We start from the raw sequence: 22,129 nt of genomic DNA on the forward strand, positions 1-22,129 counted from the left end.
CCAGTAAAATGACCCCAAAACTGCTCAAAACCAAAGTTCAGTTTGGCACGACTGTATAAGTGCCAGTCAATGTATGACCCAAGTCACTTAACAAATGCGTCAGTAAATTCTCTGACAAAAAATTACTGACGAATTTATCAGCTAACAGCGCCCAAGGAAGGCAGTCAGGTGGCGGATAAAAAAATTTACTGACAAAACTGTCAGTAAATTTTCACATTCTATTTCATTATTTTTCCAATTTGGCTTTCAAATATTGTCCCGTGTAGCTTTCAGGCACAGCTGCCACTTCTTCTGGTGTCCCTTTGGCAAGAATGGTTCCACCGCCAGCACCACCTTCTGGGCCAAGGTCAATGATGTAATCGGCCGTTTTTATAACATCCAGATTATGCTCGATAACCACAATCGTATTGCCCTGCTCAACCAAGCGGTCAAGTACCTTAATCAAGGTGGCAATGTCTTCACTGTGCAATCCAGTCGTTGGCTCATCCAAAATGTAAAAAGCTTTCCCATTTGAACGTTTTTGTAATTCGCTGGCCAATTTCATCCGTTGAGCTTCTCCACCAGACAAGGTTGTTGCAGGTTGACCAAGCGTCACATAGCCCAGCCCTACGTCAACAATAGTCTGCAATTTCCGTTCAATTTTCGGAATATGACGGAAAAATTCCAGTCCATCAGACACGCGCATATCCAGCACCTCTGAGATATTTTTACCCTTATAATGAACTTCCAAAGTTTCCGAATTATACCGTCTGCCGTGACACACTTCACAAGGCACATACACGTCAGGCAAGAAGTGCATTTCAATCTTGATAATCCCGTCACCAGAACAAGCCTCACAGCGTCCACCCTTGACATTAAAGGAGAAACGGCCTTTCTTGTAACCGCGAATTTTAGCTTCATTAGTATTGGCAAACAAATCACGAATATCGTCAAAAACGCTGGTATAAGTGGCAGGATTGGAGCGCGGTGTCCGCCCAATTGGACTTTGATCGATGTCAATCAAGCGCTCAATGCCCTCATAGCCTGTGATTTTCTTGTATTTCCCTGGTTTTTCTGAATTACGATTGAGCTTTTGAGCCAAAGCTTTCTTCAAAATAGAATTCACCAAAGTTGATTTTCCAGACCCAGAAACTCCAGTGACCGCAGTCATCACACCCAGTGGAAATTCTGCATCAATCGTTTGCAGGTTATTTTCACTAGCACCTGTAATTTTGACTGCTTTTTTCTTATCAATAGCACGCCGTTTTTCTGGTACAGGAATGGCTCTCTTGCCTGACAAATATTGTCCTGTCAACGATTTTTTATTTTTCATGACCTGTTTTGGTGTTCCAGCAGCTATAATCTCGCCCCCCAAATCACCAGCGCCTGGCCCTACGTCAATCAGCCAATCTGCCGCCATCATCGTATCTTCATCATGTTCCACTACAATCAGTGTGTTGCCCAAATCCCGCATTTTTTGCAAAGATTCAATCAAGCGGTCATTATCCCGTTGGTGTAAACCAATCGAAGGCTCATCCAAAATGTAAAGCACTCCTGATAAGTTAGAACCAATCTGTGTTGCCAAACGTATCCGTTGGGATTCTCCCCCAGACAAAGTCCCACTTGACCGAGACAAAGTCAGATAATCCAAGCCCACATTTTTAAGGAAATTCAGCCGATCTTTAACTTCTTTCAAGATAGGACGCGCAATCACTTCATTATTGGTTGACAAGGTCAAATTTGCTACATAATCTAAAGTATCCCCGATGGATAACGTAGAAAATTCAGCAATATTTTTTTCACCAACCTTGACCGATAAGGCTTGGTCATTCAGGCGATAGCCGTGACAAGTCGTACAAGTCAACTCCGTCATGTAAGCTCGCGCCACTTCACGTGCAGATTCACTCATCCCCGAGCGGTATCGACGCCATAGATTAGGGATGACGCCAACAAAAGTCATATCTTGATCTCGCAGACCAAAATCTCCCTCGTGATAAAAGTGGAAAAGTTTTTCACCATTCCCATGAAGCACAATATTCTGCTCTTTTTCTGACAAATTTTCCCAAGGTGTATCTAAATCAATTCCGAACTGCTCCATAGCTTGTTCCAAAAGGGCTGGATAATAAGTCGAAGCCTTGCCATACCAATAAACAATTGCTCCCTCACGCAAGGTTTTGCTTGGATCTGGAATCAACAAGTCCACATCTGGTTCCAATTTCAACCCTAAACCATCACAATCAGGACAAGATCCAAATGGCGCATTGAAAGAGAAGAGACGAGGCTCCAGCTCAGGAACTGTAAAGCCACAGACAGGGCAGGCATAAAACTCGCTAAAAAGTAGCTCCGTGCCATCCATTTTATCCACAATCACATAACCTTCAGCTTGATGCAGTGCAGCCTCTACTGAATCAAATAAACGAGAGCGAATTCCTTCTTTGACAACAATTCGGTCAATGACAATCTCAATATTATGTTTTTTATTCTTATCTAATTCGGGAGCTTCTGAAATATCATAAACTTCGCCATTGACGCGCACACGCACATAGCCGTCTTTTTGAATGCGTTCAAACATTTTGACGTGTGTGCCTTTTTTCCCGCGCACGACAGGCGCCAGAATTTGTAGACGGGTTTTTTCTGGCAATTCGAGGATTTGTTCCACAATCTCCTCAACTGACTGTGCTGAAATTTCTCCGTGACCATTGATACAATAAGGTGTTCCTGCTCGTGCATACAATAATCTCAGATAATCATTGATCTCAGTAACTGTCCCAACTGTTGAACGCGGGTTTTTTGAGGTCGTTTTTTGATCAATAGAAATGGCTGGTGAAAGGCCATCAATGGAATCTACATCTGGCTTGTCCATATTTCCTAAAAATTGGCGGGCATAAGCCGACAGACTTTCAACATAGCGTCTTTGTCCTTCGGCATACAGCGTTTCAAAGGCCAATGAGGACTTTCCTGAACCTGAAACTCCTGTTACGACAACTAGCTTGTCACGAGGAATCTCAACATCTATATTTTTTAAATTGTGCTCACGCGCACCATGAATAACGATTTTATCTTGTGGCATCTTTTTTCCTTTTATTTATTTTGATCTTTTTCACGCACTTAGACGCGTTCACCATTCTCACTATGCTGCTAAAGCAGCAAGTCGAATCGGCCGCGCACCATGAATAACGATTTTATCTTGTGGCATCTTTTTTCCTTTTATTTATTTTGATCTTTTTCGCGCACTTAGACGCGTTCACCATTCTCGCTACGCTGCTAAAGCAGCAAGTCGAATCGGCCGCGCACCATGAATAACGATTTTATCTTGTGGCATCTTTTTTCCTTTTATTTATTTTGATCTTTTTCGCGCACTTAGACGCGTTCACCATTCTCGCTACGCTGCTAAAGCAGCAAGTCGAATCGGCCGCGCACCATGAATAACGATTTTATCTTGTGGCATCTTTTTTCCTTTTATTTATTTTGATCTTTTTCACGCACTTAGACGCGTTCACCATTCTCGCTACGCTGCTAAAGCAGCTAGTCGAATCGGCCGCGCACCATGAATAACGATTTTATCTTGTGGCATCTTTTTTTCCTTTTAAATTTCGTTGAATTAGTTCCATTATACCATGAAAATAAGGTCAACTCTTAACATTGAGCATCTGAAATGCTATAATCTGATTATGTCAATTGATAAAAAGCCAAGGAGTTGATTTTTATGACTGAGCATTTTACTTATGTTCTCGAATGTGCGGACAAAACACTTTACTGTGGTTATACGACAGATATAGACAAGCGTTTTGCTACTCACAATGCGGGCAAAGGGGCCAAATATACCAAACGTCGACTTCCTGTCAAGCTTGTTGCTGTGGTCGTTTTTGACAATAAAATCGAAGCAATGCAGTGTGAATGGTGGTTTAAGCATAAGCTCATCCGCCAACAAAAACTCCTTTTGATTAAAAATAAAGAAATCAAAGAAAAGTTTACTGCCTATCAAAAAGCGCGTGAAAATAAAAAAACATCCATTAAAAAATGAATGTTTTTTATTTTAAGCTTTTTTCTTACGGTAACTAAAGTAAGAAATCAAGCAAATTACTAAAGCAAAGACAGACAGAGTCCATGGATTTGTAACAATTTGCATGATGAATACAGTGCTCAATCCAATCAGAACAACGAGTGTTGCCAGTTTAACAAACCAGTTTGTAACTTCTTTTTGCTTGAAATAAAGCACCAAAGCTGCAACGAGTAATATAATCCAAGTAATTGTAATCGTAAATGAGATTGATCCAGCGACAAATTGCCAGAAACCGTCACCCAAGACTGCTGAGAGAATTACACCGACAAAGAGAACAAATGAAGAAACCAAAATAGCATTTGTTGGAACTTGGTGTTTAGACAATTTTCCTAATTTTTTTCCAACATAAGTTGGCGAACCTTGAATCCGTGAATAGAGTGAGCGTGAAGTCGCATAAATCGCTGAGTTAACTGCAGAGAAAATAGCAATGATAATCACGACGAGAATAATTTTATCTGCATGGGGAATCCCTACACGAGCAAAGATCGTTGCAAATGGACTTGGAGCATCAGGATTTGATACTTCTTTCCAAGGTAAAAGGTGCAAAAAGAGGAAAATTGGAATCACATAGAAACTGATAATCCGGACCAAAACGCCACGAATAGCTTTTGGAATTGCTACTTTGGGATTTTCTGTTTCGGCTACGGTAATTGACGCCAATTCAGAACCACCAAATGAGAAGATAACCACTAAAAGTGAAGTTAAGATTCCTGAGAAGCCGTGCGGAGCAAAGCTTGGTGGAGTACTTTGGGTTGATGTTTTTTGTGCAGCATCTGCAATAAATCCAAGGTGTGAGTCATTAATGACCACTAAATAAATTCCGAGAGCAATTAAAATCAAAATGACAGCAACTTTGACAAAAGCTAACCAATATTCTGTTTCAGCAAAGGCTCTTACTGACCAGAGATTGATTGCGGTGCCGAGTACTGCAACAATCAAAGCAAAAACCCAGAGGGGAATGCCCGGAAAGAGCATCGCAAGGAAAGTAGAAACCCCTGCTTCTTCAGCAATGAGGACTGCCATCCACGTTGACCAGTAAACCCAGTCAGCAAAATGCGCCCAATGATCACCAATAAATGGCGCTACGACACCGGCCATTCCTGTTTTATGATTGTCTTGATGAATAACCATTTTCCCAACGCCATACATCACAACATAAAGTGCTAAACCAGCTAAAATGTAAGACAGGAGAACTGCTGGTCCTGCTTGTGCAATAACTTTACCAGACCCTAAGAAGAGTCCTGATCCGATCGCCCCCCAAGTGAGAGCATGACAATGTGTCGAGTTTGAAGTGAAGACTTCAATCCTTTAGAATTTTCCATAGAAATTCCTCTTTTCTTTTGAACTTTGAAAGTAAAAACTTTCATGATGAGAGTGCTTTGTTCATCAAGCAAAACCCTGCTTGGAGTCGGTCTTTACGATTAATTTTACTTTTGATGATGACAAGCACTAAAAATATCAAAAAAAGAAAGACCGAATAGCTTTTCTATCCGGTCTTTCTTGAATCCCCGGCGTAAAAATTTGAGTAAACTCAAAAGTTGTATCTACGCCAATTGCATAAACACAAATTATCTGAGCCAAAAATAAAAGACTGTAAATAGTTGTGTTTTCATGCGGACTCCTTTTTCTAATTTTTTATAATTATACTGTTTTTTTAGACAAATTGCAAGACTTAGCTTGAATCAAGCTTAAATTTACTGAATTTTTTTGTAAAATTATTTTCGTCAGCATTTTCTCTGGCTTTTATTGATAGAGATTTTACTGACGGATTCAAAATTATTTTCGTCAGTAAATTTTCTAGCTCTTTTCGGCCAACATTTCAGCAATGATTTCGTGTGATTTCAAAATATTTTCTTGTTTCAAATCCGTCAGCAAATGCTCTCGATTATTTCCGTCAAATTCTGTGACTGCGGCAACCATTCCCTCAACTAAAGCGTCAAAACCACGGTTATAAGTCGCTGTCTGCCAGCCATTTATCCCAAATGTTTGTCGGTCAATTCCTGTAAATTTTTCAAGTGTCACAAGCTCTGACAGACGCAAAGTTTCGGTCGCTGATTCGACTGTAAACTCTTCGGTGAAGGCGCCAGCTTCCAAATTCATGCTAGCAATCCCAGTTGTCGTCGCTGTTTCTAGCAGAACCGTTGCCCTCAATAAACGACCATTTTCATCAGTCTTCATTGAGTGATGAACCTCCAAAATTTCATCGTCCAGCAAGTAAATCAGTGTATCCAAAGGATGAATGAAAATATCATACATTGAAAAAACTGGATTTTCGCTCGCTTGATGTGCCAAATTTTTGCTCACCTTCACCATATTTTTATGAGCTACTGCTTTTAATTTTGCTGTTTGTGGAGCAAAACGGCGATTGAAGCCAACAACGAAAAGCACATTTTTTTCTACCGCTAAAGCTTGCAAAGCCTTAACTTCTGCTAAATTTTCCGACACAGGTTTGTCCATTAAAACAGGAACGCCGGCTGTAAGATAACGTTTTGCAAGCTCAAAATGTTGACTTGTTGCTGCATGAATAATGACCAAATCTACTGTTTCCAAGGCCGCTAAATCTTCCGTGGCATATTCAAATTTATAGATTTCGCGGACTTTTTCAGCCTTCTCCCACTGGCGTGAATACAAAATAAAACGATGTTCCGCCTGCATCTTCGCATAGACTGGCAGGTAAGCCTTACTGGCAATGTTTGATGTTGCTCCGATTACTCCGATGATCATTTTTACTTCTCCTAATTTTATTATCACCTGTTCATTTTAACATTTTTTGAGGCGATATAGCCAAATAAGCAAGCGTTACCAAAAAAATACTAGATTCCACCAAACTTATCTCTGGAATAAATCACAATGACCATTCCAAGCTCTAATGAAACCATCATCTGATCACTGATAAATTCATTACTGGCATAGATTGGACTAAAATTATCAGCCGCTTTGAGTGGATACTTGGCTTGTGAAATCGCCAAAGTGTCCTGACTTTCAACTTGGACAAAGCCAATATATTTGTAGCCTTCTAGCCGTTTTAGGGTATGCTTTCCGGCTAATAAATAGCGCACTACATTTTGCCCATCCACTAAAGTCAAGCGAGGAGCAAGTTTTTGATATTTTGGACGAGTTGCCAAAAAAACATTTGTCAAAAGATGATCCAAACGTCCTCCCAAAGCTCCTGCAATTGTTAACTCGGCCTCTGGAAAACGCTCCAAAACAACATCCAAGGCTGCCTCCAAATCGGTCACATCTTTTTCTGCTGGCAACTTGATGAGTTGCTCAGTCGCTTCACTAATACTCAAAAATTCTTTGGCAGTTACCGAATCAAAATCTCCCACAGCAAGGGAAAGCTCTCGACCAGTCTCCAGTAAAAAAAGTGCCCCTCGATCCACACCGATACATTTGTCAAAAGTTTCGCTTGGTATAAAATCTGGCGAACCTGCCACAAGTAAAATCTTCATTTTCAACTCCCGAATATGAGCTAGCATTTTTGAAATCTAGCTCATCTACTCTTTTTCTTTTTTTGCGTCATTTTGACTTCCAGATAAACATCCGCCAAAATTGCCAGCACCATTTGTCGATATTCTGCATCATCAACCAACAACGCTTTTAAACACCCTTGCTCATAGTAAAGATCACACAATTGTCCAAAAAGACGATGATATTGCGCAACTTCATCAGCAACTCCTCGCATATTTTCATGAACCATATTAACAAACAAGACAAGCATTGCTTCTTCATCAAGCTTTTCAGGCCTGATTTGATAAATTGCATAAGCACTAATCACAAATTCAGAAATAAAATCAGCTACAAATGTCGGCTCAAAGTAGGCGTAATCATAGAGAGCGTAAGTTTCCACCGCTCGCTCTGCCATTCGCTGCGCCAGCTGACGCGTTGCTAAATCCACCATTGCTTCAAACGTTTCATCTGCCTGTTCCATACCCGCTCCTCCTTGTTTTACATGACTTCATTATAGCATAAGTCCTCATCTAAATTTCGATTAACGCGATTACAAGCCCTCTCCAAAAGTAACCAACAACTAAAAAAACTCCCAATTAAGGAAGTTTTCAAATTTATGGTTGAATCCGGTTAATCATTCGTGGGAATGGAATGGCTTCGCGGATATGTTCTGTTCCAGCAGCAAAAGTTACCATACGTTCAAGCCCAAGACCGAAACCAGCATGAGGAACTGAACCAAATTTACGAAGTTCCAAGTACCATTCGTAATCTTTAGGATCTAAGCCGAAGTCAGCAATCTTTTTGAGCAACAAGTCGTAGTCTGTTTCACGTTCTGAACCACCGATGATTTCACCGTAGCCTTCTGGCGCCAAAAGGTCGGCACACAGCACACGTTCTGGGTTACCAGGGACTGGTTTCATGTAGAAAGCTTTGAAGCTTGCTGGGTAGTTGATGACAAAAGTTGGCACACCGTAGAAGTTAGATAACCAAGTTTCGTGCGGGCTACCGAAGTCATCGCCGTGCTCAACGTGCTCGTAGTCAGTATCTTCATCATTTTCGTGCGCTTGTAAAAGGTCAATGGCATCATCGTAAGACACGCGCATAAATGGTGTGTCAATATATTTTTGCAACTTGCTTGTGTCACGCTCAAGTGTTTCAAGGGCATAAGCAGCATTGTCCAAAACACCTTGAATCAAGGCTTTAACATAAGCTTCTTGAATATCTAAAGATTCATCATGCGTTACGAATGGATACTCAGCGTCCATCATCCAAAATTCTGTCAAGTGACGACGCGTTTTTGATTTTTCAGCACGGAAAACTGGGCCAAAGTCAAAGACACGTCCAAGTGCCATAGCCCCTGCTTCGAGGTAAAGTTGTCCTGATTGTGACAAGAAAGCTGGGTTACCAAAGTAATCTGTTTCAAAAAGTTCTGTTGTATTTTCAGCAGCATTTCCTGAGAGAATTGGGCTGTCAAATTTGATAAAACCATTCTTGGCAAAGAAATCATAGCTGGCGTAAATGATGGCATTACGGATTTGCATGATGGCCATTTGGCGTTTTGAACGCAACCAGAGATGGCGGTTATCCAGCAAAAATTCCACTCCGTGTTCTTTTGGTGTGATAGGATAATCCTGAGAAGCTCCGATGACCTCGACATCTGTCACATCCAGCTCATAACCAAATTTTGAGCGGGCGTCTTCTTTGACGACACCAGTTACATAAACTGATGTTTCTTGAGACAAGTGCTTGATTTCATCAAATTTTGCTGTTCCTGCTTCTTCGCCAAATTTTTCAATCATGTTAGGTTTGAAAACAACGGCTTGGAAAAATGCTGTTCCGTCGCGAAGTTGGAGGAATTGAAGTTTTCCTTTTCCTGATTTGTCGGCAACCCATGCGCCAATTTTTACCGTTTCACCAACGTGTTTCTTGACGTCAATGATTGAGATTAAGTCTTTCATAAATAAGTCCTTCTATAATTTTTTATTGATTTTATCATATTTGTAGCAAAAAGTGTGAAACTTTCTGTATTTAATTTGCTAATTTTTCTACCCAAATTTCTTTTAAGGTTTTTAAATCTTCTTTGAACGCTTTGGTGCTTTGCAAGTCATCTTTTTTGAGTTCTTCAAGTACTTCTAGCTCAAAATCAGCGGTTTTGGCTGCTTTTTCAATCGCATATGGCAGGCCAATCCCTGTTTTCTTCGCGAATTCAAAGCGATTTTTGATTCCTGCTAAATCTGGGGCAATGTCAAGATAACGCTCATTCGTGCTTAAATTTTTGTAGGCCACGACTGCGCCTATTTTTTCAGCAAGTTTATAAGTTGATTTAGCTTCTTTTTTATCAATCATTGATTCATCCAGTCTTTCAAGCGTTTAATGGCAGCTTCTAAGTTTTCCATACTTGTCGCATAACTTAGGCGCACATTTTCGGCTGAGCCAAAGCCTGCTCCTGTGACCAAAGCGACTCCTGCTTCTTCCAAGATGGCTGTGGTGAACGCTGTGACATCTGTAAATCCTTTAAGCGCCATTGCTTTTGTGACTTTTGGAAAGAGATAGAAAGCACCGTTGGGTTTGACCACTTCAAAGCCAGGAACTTCAGCTAATTGAAGATAGATTTTATTGAGCCGTTCTTCAAAAGCAGCGTGCATTTGAGCAAAGCTATTGTCATTTTCTTCAAAGGCTTCTATTGCGGCATATTGGGCAACTGCTGTTGGGTTAGAAGTCGTCTGGCTGGCAATTTTAGTCATTGCGCTAATGATTTCAGGGTCACCTACGGCAGCTCCGATACGCCAACCTGTCATAGCAAAAGTTTTAGAAACACCATTGATGACTGTTGTGCGTTTGCGGATTTCTTCGGATAGACTGGAAATTGCTGGAAATTCTGCCCCATTATAGACCAAACGATGGTAAATATCATCCGCCAAAATGAGCAAATCATGAGCAACTGCCCATTCTCCAATCGCTTTTAATTCGTCTTTGGAATAAATCATTCCTGTTGGATTAGACGGAGAATTCAAGAGCAAAATTTTTGTTTTTTCTGTTCGTGCTTTTTCCAGTTGATCAACAGTAACCTTAAACTGATGGGCTTGGGTGGCCTCGACAATTACTGGTTTTCCACCAGCCATTTTGACTTGATCAACGTAAGAAACCCAATAAGGAGCGGGAATAATAACTTCGTCTTCTGGGTCAACCGTTGCCATAAAGTAGGCATACAGGGCAAATTTAGCTCCAGCTGTAATCAGAATTTGTGAATTTTCAATGTCATAACCGTAAAAGCGTGTCCAATATTTTTGGACTGCTTTTTTTAATTCAGGCAAACCACCGACTTGGGTATAAAAGCTAGCTGCACCATTTTGAATCGATGAAATCGCAGCAGCACCAATCTTTTGAGGGGTTGGAAAATCAGGCTGGCCGAGAGTGAGGTCAATAATATCATGCCCTTGGGCCTTGAGTGCTTTTGCCCGATTGGCGGCTGCCAAGGTGACGGATTCGTCCATTTTCAAAACAAAATCAGAACATTTTTTCATATTAACTCCTTACCTGTCTTAAAGTCGTAGACTTTAAAGCCATTCGTATTATTTACTTCCCAAGCGGGTTTGCCTTGGTAAAGTGCCAAAACAACGGATTGGGTCTGTTTTGTGGTCAATGTTTTTGGGGAAACGCCCTCATCAAGTTTCACGACGGTGATTTCACCAGCTTTTTTGGGAATTAAAACGCCAATTTTTTGTTTGTTGCGATCAAGTCCGACAACTGAATAAGTGGTAGTGTCTGTGGTTGCAATGTCAAAAGCGGTGGCTTCTTTCAAATCCGTTTTTTCCTGAGCGACAGCAATCGCCTGCCCCCGAACGGAATGATAAGGGGTCAGGCTTTTCCAAAAGAACAGCGCAATGGACAAATAAATGGCTAAAATTACCGTCAAAATTCCGATGATTATCTGCGAATGACGCGTCATTTTTCGCTTTCTCATGTTTTCTTCTTTCAAATTTTTGACACAATTCCTAGAACTGTGTGTTGAATTTAGCTTTTCATTTTTTATTTAATTATGTTTTATTATATCAAAAATTTCTTGATTTCGCTGACTGTTTCAAGGAAATTCAGCATTTTTACGGGGAGGGCTTCGGAAAGATTTTTCCGCATTCTTTTAGCATAGGATTTTCCAGAAAGTCGATTGTCCAAGATGATAATGCTTGAGTATTGATTTTTTCGACGATTGACGCGCCCAATGGCTTGTCTAAGTTTCAGGGTGGCCATGGGAACGTTGAAATCATAGAAGGGATTTTCAAATTTTTGGGCATATTTTTTGGTTAAAATATCATCTGGTGTGGCAAAGGGGAGGCGGGGAATGACAAGAAGGACTTGATTTTGCTTGTCAAAGTCAACGCCCTCCCAAAAGGAGCCAAGTCCTAGTAAAATTTTACTTTCTCCTTTATCAAATTTTTTCTTGATTTGAGCGGGAGTGCCGTTGATGTCTTGGGCTAAAATATTGAAGCCGTCAGCTGACAGTTTTTCAGCGGCAAAGGTCAAAGAACTTTTTGAGGTAAACAAAACAACGATTGGAAGTTTGAGCATTGAGAGTTGGCCAATGGTATCTGCCGTGTAATGGGCATAGTCAATCAGGTTGAGATTTTTGATGTTTGGCGAATCGGTCAGCGTGATGAGTTCTTGATTTTTCGCGACCTCACTGTCAATTTTGAAGAAACGATAATCATTGAAGCCGAGGAGTTCTGGGAAAGAAGGCTTGTCTTTCGAAAGGGAAAGAGTGGCGCCAAACATGAAAAGTTTGGTGGTTTGGGGAATGAGTTTTTCAAAGTTGTAAAAATCTTGTTCGCTTGCGTAAATCCGGCCGTTTTCTCGCCAGATAATCTGATTTTCCGCTGCTAAAAGGGCCGAAAGTTCGGTTAATCCAAGCTCGTCAGCGTCCATTTTGATTTTTACGGGATCGAGAATTTTTTTATTGAGCTGAAAAACGAGACTTTCTTGGAGCCGCTTGGTGAGCTGTGGGTTTTCACTTGTGCTTGGGTCAATTTTTAAAAGTTCGTCAGTTATTTTGAGTGATTTTTGTCCGGCATTTTCCATGATTGGAAAAAGTTGCTGAGCTTCATCAACGACCAAGAGGCGATTTTCCAGAAAACTTTCGGGATAATCGGCCAGGCGCTCAATCAAATAAGCATGGTTAACGACTTTGACTGCTGCTTTTTCGGCCAATTTTTGCGCCCGTAGCCAAAAATCTTGCTCGTAGTGAAAATTTTTGGAATTGACGTAGCCGTCATGACTAATGGCTGCGAAATAATCGGAATTGGTCATCACGGTAGATAGTTCGTCAAGTTCGCCAGTCGTTGTTTCTGTGAGCCAGACGAGAACTTTCATTTTAAAAATTTCAAAATTCTTGCCGTCCATGTCGTTGTACAAAAGTTGGGAAAATTTGCTGAGGGAGATGTAATTTTTCGTCCCAACAATTCTGGCCATTTTCAAGCCAAAGGTCGCCTCTAATTTAGGGGCAACATCTTGTAAAAGTTGCTTTTGTAAAACTTTTGTCGCTGTGGAAATGATGATTTTTTCCCCAGCAGCAAGCAAAGGGAGCAGGTAGCCGTAAGTTTTCCCCATGCCTGTCGGTGCTTCGATGAAGCTGGTCTGTGGAAAATTTAGTTCTTCTTGCACCAAATGCGCCATTTTTTCTTGTTTTCCACGGATGGACAGGCCTAATCTGTGGATATTCTCTTCAAAATTTGCTGACGGTTTTGTTGGGGCTTGTGGAAAACCTGCGGGCCGCATTTTTGCATTTTCCTCAGTAATTTCTCTTTGATTTTGATTTGCGTCAGCATTTTCTCTGGCTTTTTGATTGGCGTCAGTAAGTCTGTCGGCTGCTGGATGTTTCTTGGTGGCAATATTATGCACAATTTGCAGGCCGGCTGGGGCTAATTCGGTCTGCGCCAATTGATTTTGCAAAAATAATTTACTTTCAAAAAGCAGATTGTCCGCGTGGCGCAAGAGTTCTTCCAACACAGCTCGGGGGAGTTTGCGAATTTTATTTTCCATTTTCAATAATAATTCGGCGGTCGCCAAAGCGTCAGAAAGGGCTGCGTGCGGATGATCGTGGGAAAGTTTTAATTTTCTACTGAGCATTTCCAAGCCGTATTTTTCAAATGTCGGATAAAAAACGCGCGCCAAATCAACCGTGTCAATGCGCGGCATCTCATTAAATTCTAATCCAATATTTAAAAAGCTTTTCTCTAAAAGGCCATAATCAAATTTTGCATTGTGGGCCACAAAAACGCAGTCCAATAAATGTGCGCGCACTTCTGCAGCAATTTCAGCAAAATCTGGCGCTATTTTCAAGCGTTCGTCTGACAAGCCTGTCAGCTCACTAATCCTTGGAAGCAAGGGTTCATGCGGGTTGACCTCACTCGAATAAGTCCCAACAATCTGACCATTTTCGACCAAGGCAATCCCAATCTGAATAATTTTATTTTCACTACTATGAGCATCGGTCGCTTCCAAATCCACCACAGCATATCGAGTCATATTTCTCACCTATTTCTTACAATTTTCTAAAAAACATCAGAGAATTTACTGACGAAAACATTTCGTCAGCAAAATTTCGTCCTTTTTCAGAAATTTACTCTATCAATTATACCACAAACCTATTTTTCGACAGTTTTCTTTTTACAAATCGACAAAATAAGAGTAAAATTAAAATATAAAGAAATATTTACAAAGGAGTCGCCTATGTTAGACAATTATAAGAAAATCCTCGTTGGTCTTGACGGTTCAGTAGAAGCCACTAAGGCCTTTGATAAAGCCGTTGCCACAGCTCTTCGTAATGATGCCGAACTCGTTATCGCCAATGTGATTGATCTTCGTGCCTTCCAATCAATCTCAGCTTATGACTCAGTCGTTGCTGATGACACGCACAAAGGTGCTGAAAACTTGATTCGCGACTTTGCTGAAGATGCTCAAGCAGCCGGCGTGAAAACTGTGAAAACACGTGTTGAGTTTGGTTCACCAAAAGTCATGCTCGGACAAACGCTCCCTAAAGAAGAAAACATTGACCTCATCGTTCTCGGTGCGACCGGTCTTTCATACATCGAGCGTATTTTCATCGGTTCTGTTGCTGACTACATCATCAAGAATGCCCCTTGCGACGTCCTCGTTGTTCGTGACTAACACTTGTTAAATTCGTTTAAAAATAAAAATCGCTGATTGATGAATCAGCGATTTTTTTGACCCTTTTACTGACGAAAACCAGAGAAATTACTGACGAAAAGTGCCAAAAATTTCCGTCAGCAAATTCTCTCTTTCAAAAACGATTCCCCGTTTTCAAACGCAGTTTTTCCAGCAAAAGCTTGTTAATTCCCTTAGGATTTTGCGCCTTGATAATCGCATAAGCATAGCTAAAACCAAAAGGTTTGGGCGTATAAGCGATGAAGCGTTCTTGCCAATCCGTCGGAGCAAATTTTTTCTTTGCCTGATAGAGCCCTTTGAAACCATAAACTCCATTCATATTTTCATAAATAAATTGCATCAGCTGCGTCGTCATCGAATTATCCTGCCCCCCTTCAATGTTCGCCAGCGGACACAATCCCAAATTTCCCCAAAGCACCCCATCTTCTCGCATTTTAGTAAAGGCGTCAAACATGATCACCTCCATTGTTCCATTTGGCGCATCTGACAGTCGTCTTGTCACGTCAGCCATATAAGCCTGCCCCTTCTCGTAAGGCACGAACACCACCAAAGCAATCGGCTTACCCGTCGCATCTTTCGCATAAAAATAACGCCGATTGTGCGGATTTTCTAAAGCTAAATCTCCCAACATAAAGCCCAATTCAGCCCCTTTTTGTTTGAACCACTCATGTGAAATATGCTGGAAAGCCTGCTCAATTGCCACATCTCGGTGAACAAGTGGCTGATATTCCGCCACTTCAATCCCCAAGCGCCGCGCGTGATTGATATTCGCCCGTACCTTCGCCGCCTTTTTCCCTTTCAAATCATAATTAGCCAGCTCAATACACGCATCCTCACCAATCTTGACCAGCCCAAAGCCAAATTCCTCATAAACGTGCCGCAATTTTTCTGTAATGTCTAGAAAAAGCAATTTCCAACCATTTTTATGAGCAAATCGAGTAATCTCTCCCATAAAAACAATCGCATTTTCCTCCTGACAAATCAAATCCCCACACACGACCAACACATTATTGACCACCATATAAGCAATCACACCATCAGTCATTTCACCAAAAAAATACTGCTTATCCTTGGACAAAGCCAAATAAGCCATCGGATTTTGCCCATATTCATGCACCAAACTCAAAACCCGAGCCCGCTCGCGCCCATTAACAATCGGATTGATCACCAAAGGCTTCAAAAGCAAAATAAAAGCAATAATCAACGAAATCCAACTCATTGCAATCAAAGTCACCGTATAAAGAAAATTCATATGCGAAACAAAATAAGCATCCTGCGTATCCATCAACACCAAAAAACGCACCGAATGTTTCAAAGCCAACCAAAAATTAGCCGTCCCCGCATAATCACGCCGCAAAAAAGTCAAACTCAAAATCGCATTAAATAAAGCCAGCCCAAAAGGAATCAAACTTAACCCCAAAGCCTGCCAAGTTTCACGCCGCTTTGGCACTCGCCTAAAATCCTTCGCCGTCACCCCCAAAACAAGCAAAATAAATAAAGAAACCAAAGAAAACAGCGAAAAAACAGTCCCCGTATAGTAGAGATGCAAGGCAAACAACATTGACTGACCAATCATCCCCAAAACCCACGCCGAACGCACCCGCCGGTACAAATTAACCGAAACCAAAAGCCCCAAGACACCAACCGTGAACGCCAATAACCGATGCGCCATCAAGCCATAAGGGGCCACATAATTATAAAAACTCTCTGCTTGAAAAGGTCGCCAATGTCGTAAATAAATCCCGGCCACACTCATCAAACTCATCAAAACCGACAAAAAAATCGCAATATCTTGTAAAATACTTCTCAAACGAAACATAAAACTTCTTCCTAACTAGTAAGTTATACTAAGTTTATCATGAAATGACCAAATTTAAAATTCTTACCCCACCTTTCAGCCAAAAAAAGCCCAAGTCAAAGACTTGAACTTCTTTTACCTAGCTTTCGCCAGATGAGGGAATTTTTACAAAAAACTTGTAAACATAGTCAAAAGCTTTTTTCCAAATCATTGAGACCAAAGCTTATCTTAAATATTTAACGAAGTATCCTTTTAATTCCTGGTTTTCTAATTCAGTTTTATATTTTTGCAAAAATACACTAAATTATCTACCATTCCTAAATTATAAACCTTTTTCTAAATTTTCGCAATAATTTATCTTATAAAATAAAAAACCTGTTATAATAACAGATTTTTCATTTAAATTATTTAGCCAAAGCTTTTTTAGCAGCATCAGCGAGTGTAGTGAATGCAGCAGCATCAGCAACAGCCAAGTCAGCAAGCATTTTACGGTTCACTTCGATGTCAGCCAATTTCAAACCATGCATCAATTTGCTGTATGAAAGACCATTCATACGTGCAGCTGCATTGATACGTGCAATCCACAATTTACGGAAGTCGCGTTTCTTTTGACGACGATCGCGGAATGCGTAGTAGTATGAGTTCATGACTTGCTCTTTAGCAGTCTTGAAGAGTTTATGTTTAGCTCCGTAGTAACCTTTAGCGAGCTTTAAAATACGTTTACGGCGTTTGCGAGTTGCAACGCTACCTTTAACACGTGCCATGTGTGTTCTCCTTAATTCTTAGTAATTTTTATTTTGTCATCCGACAAACTTATTTTTTAATTTCATATGGAGCAGGGAACTTAATGCTACTTATTGATTTCAAAAACTAATAAGCCTATTTAATTACCCCTAGTTGCTTACGCTCCTATGACGTTTATCCTTGCGGCTTAACGCATAGTCCCCCTCAGCATAGCTTCGGGGCTTGCTCCAATGCAGCGAACAGTGTTCGCTTAACGCATAGTCGCAACCATGCGACGGATACGTTTGAAGTCACCTTTTGAAACCATACCAGATTTACGAAGTTGACGACGTTGTTTTACAGTTTTACCGTGGAAACGGTGAGAAGTGTAAGCGTGGAAGCGTTTAAGACCGCCTGAACCTGTACGTTTAAAACGTTTAGCAGATGCACGGTGAGTTTTTTGTTTTGGCATTATAATTCTCCTTAATTAAATATTGAAGGCTTAACCCTTCTTGATAGGCGCAAGTTGTAAGAACATTTGACGACCATCCATTTTGGCTCTTTGTTCAACGACAGCAACTTCTTTCGTTGCTTGCGCAAACTTGTCCATCACTTGACGACCCACATCTTGGTGAGTAATCATCCGACCTTTAAATCGGATTGAAACCTTAACCTTATCCCCTTTTTCAAGGAACTTGATGGCTTGACGAAGTTTTGTATCAAAGTCGTTTTGGTCAATAACTGGTGACAAACGGACTTCTTTCACAGAAACAACGGTTTGCTTTTTCTTGGCTTCTTTTTGCTTTTTCTTTTGCTCAAACATGAATTTTGTATAATCCATGATTTTTGCAACAGGTGGCTCTTGGTTGGAAATCAGAACCAAATCCATGTTAAGAGCTTCAGCTTGCATCAGCGCCTCAGACGTTGGTGTGACACCTAATTGTTCACCCTCAGCGCCGATTAGACGAACCTCACGAGCACGGATTGCACCGTTCATCATAGGTTTTCTATTGTCTTGTTTAGCTATGTTCGTTCTCCTTCTAATTAGAATGCTTCTAACAATAATATGTTAGAAAATAAAGAAAAACAAAAGCGGAACGACAATCTCGCCCCGCTCATGAAAACATTCGTTTTGAATAATTCCATTCGTTTGCCCAGGGCTATAACCACTAAGGCGAGAAGCGGGTGCTTCTGCTTTTCAACTCTACCATTCTATCAATTATTTTTACTTCTGTCAAGTTTTTTCTCTTTACCCTCTGCTTCTTTTACGAACTCTACCCTTTCACTTCTCAAAATAAGAAAATAATAACAAAATTTCTCATATCATTTATAAAGATAATAAAAAAATGATAAAATAATGATAACAAACTAAAGAAAGGAGTCGAATCAGCGAAAACCTAGCTTCCAGCATTCGGCCTCTCAAAGAACAATGACTAAATTAACCCTATTTAATCAACTGAAAATCTTTATAGAAAGGAAATTCAATATGCCTGCATTAGATTTATCCCACCTCAACGAAGAAATCAAAAAAACACAAAACTGGTCTAACCATCGCAAGCAAATGTATGCCAAAGGACTGTTGCACGAACTCTACATCACCGATGGCTCCTCCAACGCTGAGCATTCCATTATCCCCGCAAGTGATCGGGCTTCAACTGCTCACCTGGTCAGTGAAATCCTCGATCAACTCTTAGCTTTTGACGGAATTTCTCTCATCAATCAAGAACTTGAAAGTCAGACCGCAAATGCTGCAAAAATTCAGTTTCCTCACCTTCTTATGCTTAGCGACCAGCCTGGTATTCAATACATTTTAAATTCAAATATCTGGCTCAAAGTCCTCAATGACAAGGAACGTACTTTGGCCTTAGTCGTTACTGGTGATTTAACTGGCAATTTCACCTTTTACACCGAAAAAATTGACGGTAGTTTTGAGCAAAATACACTATTCTTCAATAAAAATGGGATCTATTGCCTCAACAAACCAAATGTAGATGTGCTACATTTGACAGATCATGCTCTCCAAATTAACTAAAAAAAAACGGACAAACTCCGTTTTTTTAATTTTTGTTTCTCCAAAAATCAAAGAAATCCTGAATCTGATTAAACTCAAAATCGGCAATCGTTTCTTTTTCAGGGCCAATATAGGCTGTTTTTAAGCCCAACTTTCGCGCAGGGGCAATATCATGCTCCAATAAATCACCGACCATTAAAGTCTCTTGCGCCACAAAATTTTCTCGCTCTAAAACAGTCTTAAAAGCTCGGGGATCAGGTTTCAAAAAACCTGTTTCTCCAGAAATATAAAGTGGGAAGCGCTCCTCCAAACCTGCTCGCCGTAATTTTTCTCGTTGTTCCACTCGACCGCCATTGGTCAAAATCGCTAGCTTATGCCCCTGAGCAAGCTTTTCTAATTGCCCATTCAGATTTTCATCCGGTTCAATCTGATGATGTAAAGTTGTCAAAAATCGCTTAAAAAATCCTTTAATATAAGCATCCTCAAATTCCAAATCAAACGCCTCCAAAGTTAACCGCAACCGCTCCTCACGAAATTTTTCAATCAACATTTTTCGCTCATGGACTTGTGGCCAAAGTAGCTCATCAAACTCATGGTAAAGGCTCATAAAACGCTCAAGTTCTGATTCAGAAAACTGAAAATCTTCGCTAAAAAGTTTGCGATGTGCGCTCTCCCAATATTTTTCTTTAAAAGGAAAAAGTGTATTATCCCAATCAAAAATAATATTTTTAATTTCTGTCATTTATCAGCCTACTCTCATTTTTATCTCATTTTAACAATTTTTTAGCTGATTCACAAGAAAAAAGAATAAGAAATCAATAGAATTCTTATTCTCATTACTCAAGGTTTATTTTCCTTCTAGATATACCATCAAGATGCTGATATCTGCAGGATTTACACCAGAAATTCGGCTGGCTTGTCCAAGAGTTTCTGGATTGATTTTTTTGAATTTTTGTCTCGCCTCAGTCGCAATAGAATCCAACTTGTCCCAGTCCATATTTTTAGGGATACGTTTTGCTTCTAAGCGGTGCATTTTTTCCACCTGCTCCATCGCTTTTTTGATGTAGCCTTCATAAGTAATTTCTGTTTCAATCAGCTCAATGACAGTGCGGTCAATAAGTTCAGGTGCTGGCCCGATAAAATTCAAGACCTCTTTATAGTGTACCTCTGGACGTTTTAAGAAATCAGCCCCACTCAGCGCATCTTTAATTGGACCAAAGCCCATCATTCCCAACTTTTCCTGTGTTTCAGGGAAAGGTTTCAATTTTTCAGTGTTTAAACGTTTCATTTCACGATCAAATTGAGCCATTTTATTTTGATAAATTTCCCATTGACGATCTGAAACGAGACCAACTTGACGTCCAAGCTCTGTCAAGCGATGGTCCGCGTTGTCATGGCGCAAAATCAGGCGATATTCAGCACGAGAAGTGAGCAAGCGATAAGGTTCAAGCGTTCCCTTAGTCACCAAGTCATCAATCATTACCCCGATATAAGCTTCGCTGCGTTTCAAGATAAACTCTGGTTTACCTTGCACTTTAAGCGCTGCGTTAATCCCAGCAATCAAACCTTGCCCTGCTGCTTCTTCATAGCCAGAAGTTCCATTTGTTTGCCCAGCTGTAAAAAGTCCTGAAATCAGCTTTGTTTCCAAAGTTGGACGAAGTTGGTGAGGCATGACCACATCATACTCGATGGCATAACCAGAGCGCATCATTTGTGCGTTTTCGAGTCCTGGGATTGAACGCACTAAATCAAATTGGACATCCTCAGGCATGGAAGTCGAAAGTCCACCAATATAGACTTCTTCTGTATAGCGTCCTTCTGGCTCAAGGAAAAGTTGATGACGTGGTTTGTCAGCAAAACGAGTAATTTTATCCTCAATAGATGGACAATAACGTGGGCCTACTCCTTTGACGATTCCAGAGAAAAGTGGTGCCCGATGCAAATTTTCCCGCAAAATCGTGTGACTATTTTCTGTCGTATAAGTCAACCAACATGGGATTTGATCTTTCAGATAATCTTCATCACGGCTTGTAAAACTGAAATGATTTGGTGCTTCATCACCTGGCTGAATCTCTGTTTTATCATAATCAATCGAACTTGCTAGTACACGCGGTGGTGTCCCTGTCTTAAAACGACCAATCTCAAAACCGAGATTACGTAAATTATCTGCTAGACCAATTGATGAGAGTGAATTGTTTGGACCAGATGAATATTTCAACTCACCAATAATAATTTCTCCTCGAAGAGCTGTCCCTGTCGTAATAATAACTGATTTAGCACGGTAATGTGTCCCTGTGGCTGTTCGTACACCAATCACCTGTGTTTTGTCTTCGTTAACCAAAAGTTCTTCAACCATCCCTTGACGAAGGGTCAAGTTTTCTTGATCAGACACTGTATTTTTCATTTCCAGGGCATACTCATCTTTGTCTGCTTGAGCGCGTAACGCACGGACAGCAGGTCCTTTACCCGTATTGAGCATTTTCATCTGGATATAGGTTTTGTCAATATTACGCCCCATTTCACCACCGAGTGCATCAATCTCTCGCACTACGATGCCTTTAGCAGAGCCTCCAATGGAAGGGTTACATGGCATGAAAGCCACCATATTCAGATTGATGGTCAATAGCAGAGTTTTGCAACCCATGCGAGCTGCAGCTAAACTGGCTTCAACACCAGCGTGTCCCGCCCCGACGACGATGACATCATAATTTTCTTGAAATTCCATTTTTTCTTTGCAAATCATTAGATTTGCCCTTTTCTTGTAAATTTTTAATAAGTTCTCAGTTGTTGGTAAACTTCTCAGCGAAACTTTTACAAACAAAAAAGCCAAAGCTGTGAAAAATATGTCAAAAACGCCTTCTCTTTCGTAAGCATCACCTGCTCACGGCTTCAAAAGTTTTTTTCATATTTTCCCGAGCTTTGACCA

Annotated in this window: 18 protein-coding genes, 1 pseudogene and 1 other annotated feature; of the genes and pseudogenes, 3 read left to right on the top strand and 16 right to left on the bottom strand. The window is 40.6% G+C overall.

All coding sequences use genetic code 11. From position 1 onward, the window contains the following. Positions 1-226: 226 nt before the first annotated feature. Positions 227-3,049, bottom strand: coding sequence for an excinuclease ABC subunit UvrA (gene uvrA / locus EQJ87_RS05975; protein ID WP_130123767.1), 2,823 nt, complete (start codon positions 3,047-3,049; stop codon positions 227-229). A gap of 636 nt (positions 3,050-3,685) precedes the next feature. On the opposite strand from uvrA, the gene EQJ87_RS05980 reads away from it, so the two are divergent. Beyond that, positions 3,686-4,003: a GIY-YIG nuclease family protein gene (locus EQJ87_RS05980; protein WP_130123768.1), complete on the top strand. Its 318-nt coding sequence runs from the start codon at positions 3,686-3,688 to the stop codon at positions 4,001-4,003. Positions 4,004-4,015: 12 nt separating this feature from the next. On the opposite strand, the pseudogene EQJ87_RS05985 reads toward EQJ87_RS05980, so the two are convergent. From EQJ87_RS05985 to EQJ87_RS06025, 9 genes and pseudogenes are all read right to left on the bottom strand, one after another. Then, positions 4,016-5,364: pseudogene (locus tag EQJ87_RS05985) on the bottom strand (amino acid permease). A 475-nt stretch (positions 5,365-5,839) separates the two neighbouring features. Continuing rightward, on the bottom strand, positions 5,840-6,766 hold the full coding sequence (locus EQJ87_RS05990; RefSeq protein ID WP_130123770.1) for a Gfo/Idh/MocA family protein: 927 nt from the start codon (positions 6,764-6,766) through the stop codon (positions 5,840-5,842). An 89-nt stretch (positions 6,767-6,855) separates the two neighbouring features. Continuing rightward, the gene (locus EQJ87_RS05995; protein WP_130123771.1) at positions 6,856-7,494 is read right to left on the bottom strand and encodes a thiamine diphosphokinase; all 639 of its coding nucleotides are present in this window, start codon (positions 7,492-7,494) and stop codon (positions 6,856-6,858) included. A gap of 41 nt (positions 7,495-7,535) precedes the next feature. Further along, on the bottom strand, positions 7,536-7,973 hold the full coding sequence (locus EQJ87_RS06000; RefSeq protein WP_130123772.1) for a hypothetical protein: 438 nt from the start codon (positions 7,971-7,973) through the stop codon (positions 7,536-7,538). 133 nt (positions 7,974-8,106) lie between these two features. Then, positions 8,107-9,450 carry an asparagine--tRNA ligase gene (gene asnS / locus EQJ87_RS06005; protein ID WP_130123773.1) on the bottom strand — a complete coding sequence of 448 codons (1,344 nt, stop codon included), beginning with the start codon at positions 9,448-9,450 and terminating at the stop codon, positions 8,107-8,109. A gap of 70 nt (positions 9,451-9,520) precedes the next feature. Further along, positions 9,521-9,838 (bottom strand): GIY-YIG nuclease family protein, encoded by a 318-nt coding sequence (locus EQJ87_RS06010; protein ID WP_130123774.1) that lies wholly within the window; start codon positions 9,836-9,838, stop codon positions 9,521-9,523. Further along, complete coding sequence (locus EQJ87_RS06015; protein ID WP_130123775.1) at positions 9,835-11,016, bottom strand: pyridoxal phosphate-dependent aminotransferase; 1,182 nt, start codon at positions 11,014-11,016, stop codon at positions 9,835-9,837. Before EQJ87_RS06015 ends, EQJ87_RS06010 begins: the two co-directional genes overlap by 4 nt. Beyond that, on the bottom strand, positions 11,013-11,456 hold the full coding sequence (locus EQJ87_RS06020; protein WP_130123776.1) for a cell wall elongation regulator TseB-like domain-containing protein: 444 nt from the start codon (positions 11,454-11,456) through the stop codon (positions 11,013-11,015). Before EQJ87_RS06020 ends, EQJ87_RS06015 begins: the two co-directional genes overlap by 4 nt. 83 nt (positions 11,457-11,539) lie before the next feature. Then, positions 11,540-14,011 (bottom strand): helicase C-terminal domain-containing protein, encoded by a 2,472-nt coding sequence (locus EQJ87_RS06025; RefSeq protein WP_190289053.1) that lies wholly within the window; start codon positions 14,009-14,011, stop codon positions 11,540-11,542. Between the two features lie 204 nt (positions 14,012-14,215). On the opposite strand from EQJ87_RS06025, the gene EQJ87_RS06030 reads away from it, so the two are divergent. After that, complete coding sequence (locus EQJ87_RS06030; protein ID WP_130123778.1) at positions 14,216-14,653, top strand: universal stress protein; 438 nt, start codon at positions 14,216-14,218, stop codon at positions 14,651-14,653. 133 nt (positions 14,654-14,786) lie between these two features. Here the strand turns inward: EQJ87_RS06030 and EQJ87_RS06035 are convergent, their stop codons facing one another. The 4 genes from EQJ87_RS06035 to infC all read right to left on the bottom strand — a co-directional run bounded on the left by EQJ87_RS06035 (position 14,787) and on the right by infC (position 18,192). Then, positions 14,787-16,490, bottom strand: coding sequence for a bifunctional lysylphosphatidylglycerol flippase/synthetase MprF (locus tag EQJ87_RS06035; protein WP_130123779.1), 1,704 nt, complete (start codon positions 16,488-16,490; stop codon positions 14,787-14,789). 383 nt (positions 16,491-16,873) lie between these two features. Then, complete coding sequence (gene rplT / locus EQJ87_RS06040; protein WP_130123780.1) at positions 16,874-17,233, bottom strand: 50S ribosomal protein L20; 360 nt, start codon at positions 17,231-17,233, stop codon at positions 16,874-16,876. A 230-nt stretch (positions 17,234-17,463) separates the two neighbouring features. Then, positions 17,464-17,664, bottom strand: a complete 201-nt coding sequence (rpmI, locus tag EQJ87_RS06045) for a 50S ribosomal protein L35 (protein ID WP_130123781.1) — start codon at positions 17,662-17,664, stop codon at positions 17,464-17,466. Positions 17,665-17,694: 30 nt separating this feature from the next. After that, a complete protein-coding gene (gene infC, locus EQJ87_RS06050) occupies positions 17,695-18,192 on the bottom strand; it encodes a translation initiation factor IF-3 (protein ID WP_223804509.1) in 498 nt (165 codons plus the stop codon). 78 nt (positions 18,193-18,270) lie between these two features. Further along, positions 18,271-18,395: a sequence feature (ribosomal protein L20 leader region), on the bottom strand. A gap of 283 nt (positions 18,396-18,678) precedes the next feature. Here infC and EQJ87_RS06055 point away from each other — a divergent pair. Further along, entirely contained in the window at positions 18,679-19,224 is a 546-nt protein-coding gene (locus tag EQJ87_RS06055; RefSeq protein ID WP_130123783.1) for a hypothetical protein, read from the top strand. Positions 19,225-19,249: 25 nt separating this feature from the next. Here the strand turns inward: EQJ87_RS06055 and EQJ87_RS06060 are convergent, their stop codons facing one another. Together EQJ87_RS06060 and mnmG are read right to left on the bottom strand one after the other, a co-directional pair. Next, a complete protein-coding gene (locus tag EQJ87_RS06060; RefSeq protein WP_130123784.1) occupies positions 19,250-19,945 on the bottom strand; it encodes an HAD family hydrolase in 696 nt (231 codons plus the stop codon). A gap of 105 nt (positions 19,946-20,050) precedes the next feature. Continuing rightward, complete coding sequence (gene mnmG, locus EQJ87_RS06065) at positions 20,051-21,928, bottom strand: tRNA uridine-5-carboxymethylaminomethyl(34) synthesis enzyme MnmG (RefSeq protein ID WP_130123785.1); 1,878 nt, start codon at positions 21,926-21,928, stop codon at positions 20,051-20,053. Positions 21,929-22,129 lie beyond the last annotated feature (201 nt).

Origin of the sequence: Lactococcus sp. S-13 (genome assembly GCF_004210295.1) — a bacterium.
In the GTDB taxonomy this organism is placed as follows: Bacteria; Bacillota; Bacilli; order Lactobacillales; family Streptococcaceae; genus Lactococcus.

Coding starts and splice junctions, on each gene's coding strand:
- EQJ87_RS06025 (WP_190289053.1), bottom strand. CDS start 14,011: ATGACTCGATATGCTGTGGTGGATTTGGAAGCGACCGATGCTCATAGT.
- EQJ87_RS06000 (WP_130123772.1), bottom strand. CDS start 7,973: ATGGAACAGGCAGATGAAACGTTTGAAGCAATGGTGGATTTAGCAACG.
- uvrA (WP_130123767.1), bottom strand. CDS start 3,049: ATGCCACAAGATAAAATCGTTATTCATGGTGCGCGTGAGCACAATTTA.
- EQJ87_RS05990 (WP_130123770.1), bottom strand. CDS start 6,766: ATGATCATCGGAGTAATCGGAGCAACATCAAACATTGCCAGTAAGGCT.
- infC (WP_223804509.1), bottom strand. CDS start 18,192: ATGATGAACGGTGCAATCCGTGCTCGTGAGGTTCGTCTAATCGGCGCT.
- EQJ87_RS06010 (WP_130123774.1), bottom strand. CDS start 9,838: ATGATTGATAAAAAAGAAGCTAAATCAACTTATAAACTTGCTGAAAAA.
- EQJ87_RS06030 (WP_130123778.1), top strand. CDS start 14,216: ATGTTAGACAATTATAAGAAAATCCTCGTTGGTCTTGACGGTTCAGTA.
- EQJ87_RS06015 (WP_130123775.1), bottom strand. CDS start 11,016: ATGAAAAAATGTTCTGATTTTGTTTTGAAAATGGACGAATCCGTCACC.
- EQJ87_RS05995 (WP_130123771.1), bottom strand. CDS start 7,494: ATGAAGATTTTACTTGTGGCAGGTTCGCCAGATTTTATACCAAGCGAA.
- EQJ87_RS06035 (WP_130123779.1), bottom strand. CDS start 16,490: ATGTTTCGTTTGAGAAGTATTTTACAAGATATTGCGATTTTTTTGTCG.
- asnS (WP_130123773.1), bottom strand. CDS start 9,450: ATGAAAGACTTAATCTCAATCATTGACGTCAAGAAACACGTTGGTGAA.
- rplT (WP_130123780.1), bottom strand. CDS start 17,233: ATGGCACGTGTTAAAGGTAGCGTTGCAACTCGCAAACGCCGTAAACGT.
- EQJ87_RS06060 (WP_130123784.1), bottom strand. CDS start 19,945: ATGACAGAAATTAAAAATATTATTTTTGATTGGGATAATACACTTTTT.
- EQJ87_RS06055 (WP_130123783.1), top strand. CDS start 18,679: ATGCCTGCATTAGATTTATCCCACCTCAACGAAGAAATCAAAAAAACA.
- EQJ87_RS05980 (WP_130123768.1), top strand. CDS start 3,686: ATGACTGAGCATTTTACTTATGTTCTCGAATGTGCGGACAAAACACTT.
- rpmI (WP_130123781.1), bottom strand. CDS start 17,664: ATGCCAAAACAAAAAACTCACCGTGCATCTGCTAAACGTTTTAAACGT.
- mnmG (WP_130123785.1), bottom strand. CDS start 21,928: ATGGAATTTCAAGAAAATTATGATGTCATCGTCGTCGGGGCGGGACAC.
- EQJ87_RS06020 (WP_130123776.1), bottom strand. CDS start 11,456: ATGAGAAAGCGAAAAATGACGCGTCATTCGCAGATAATCATCGGAATT.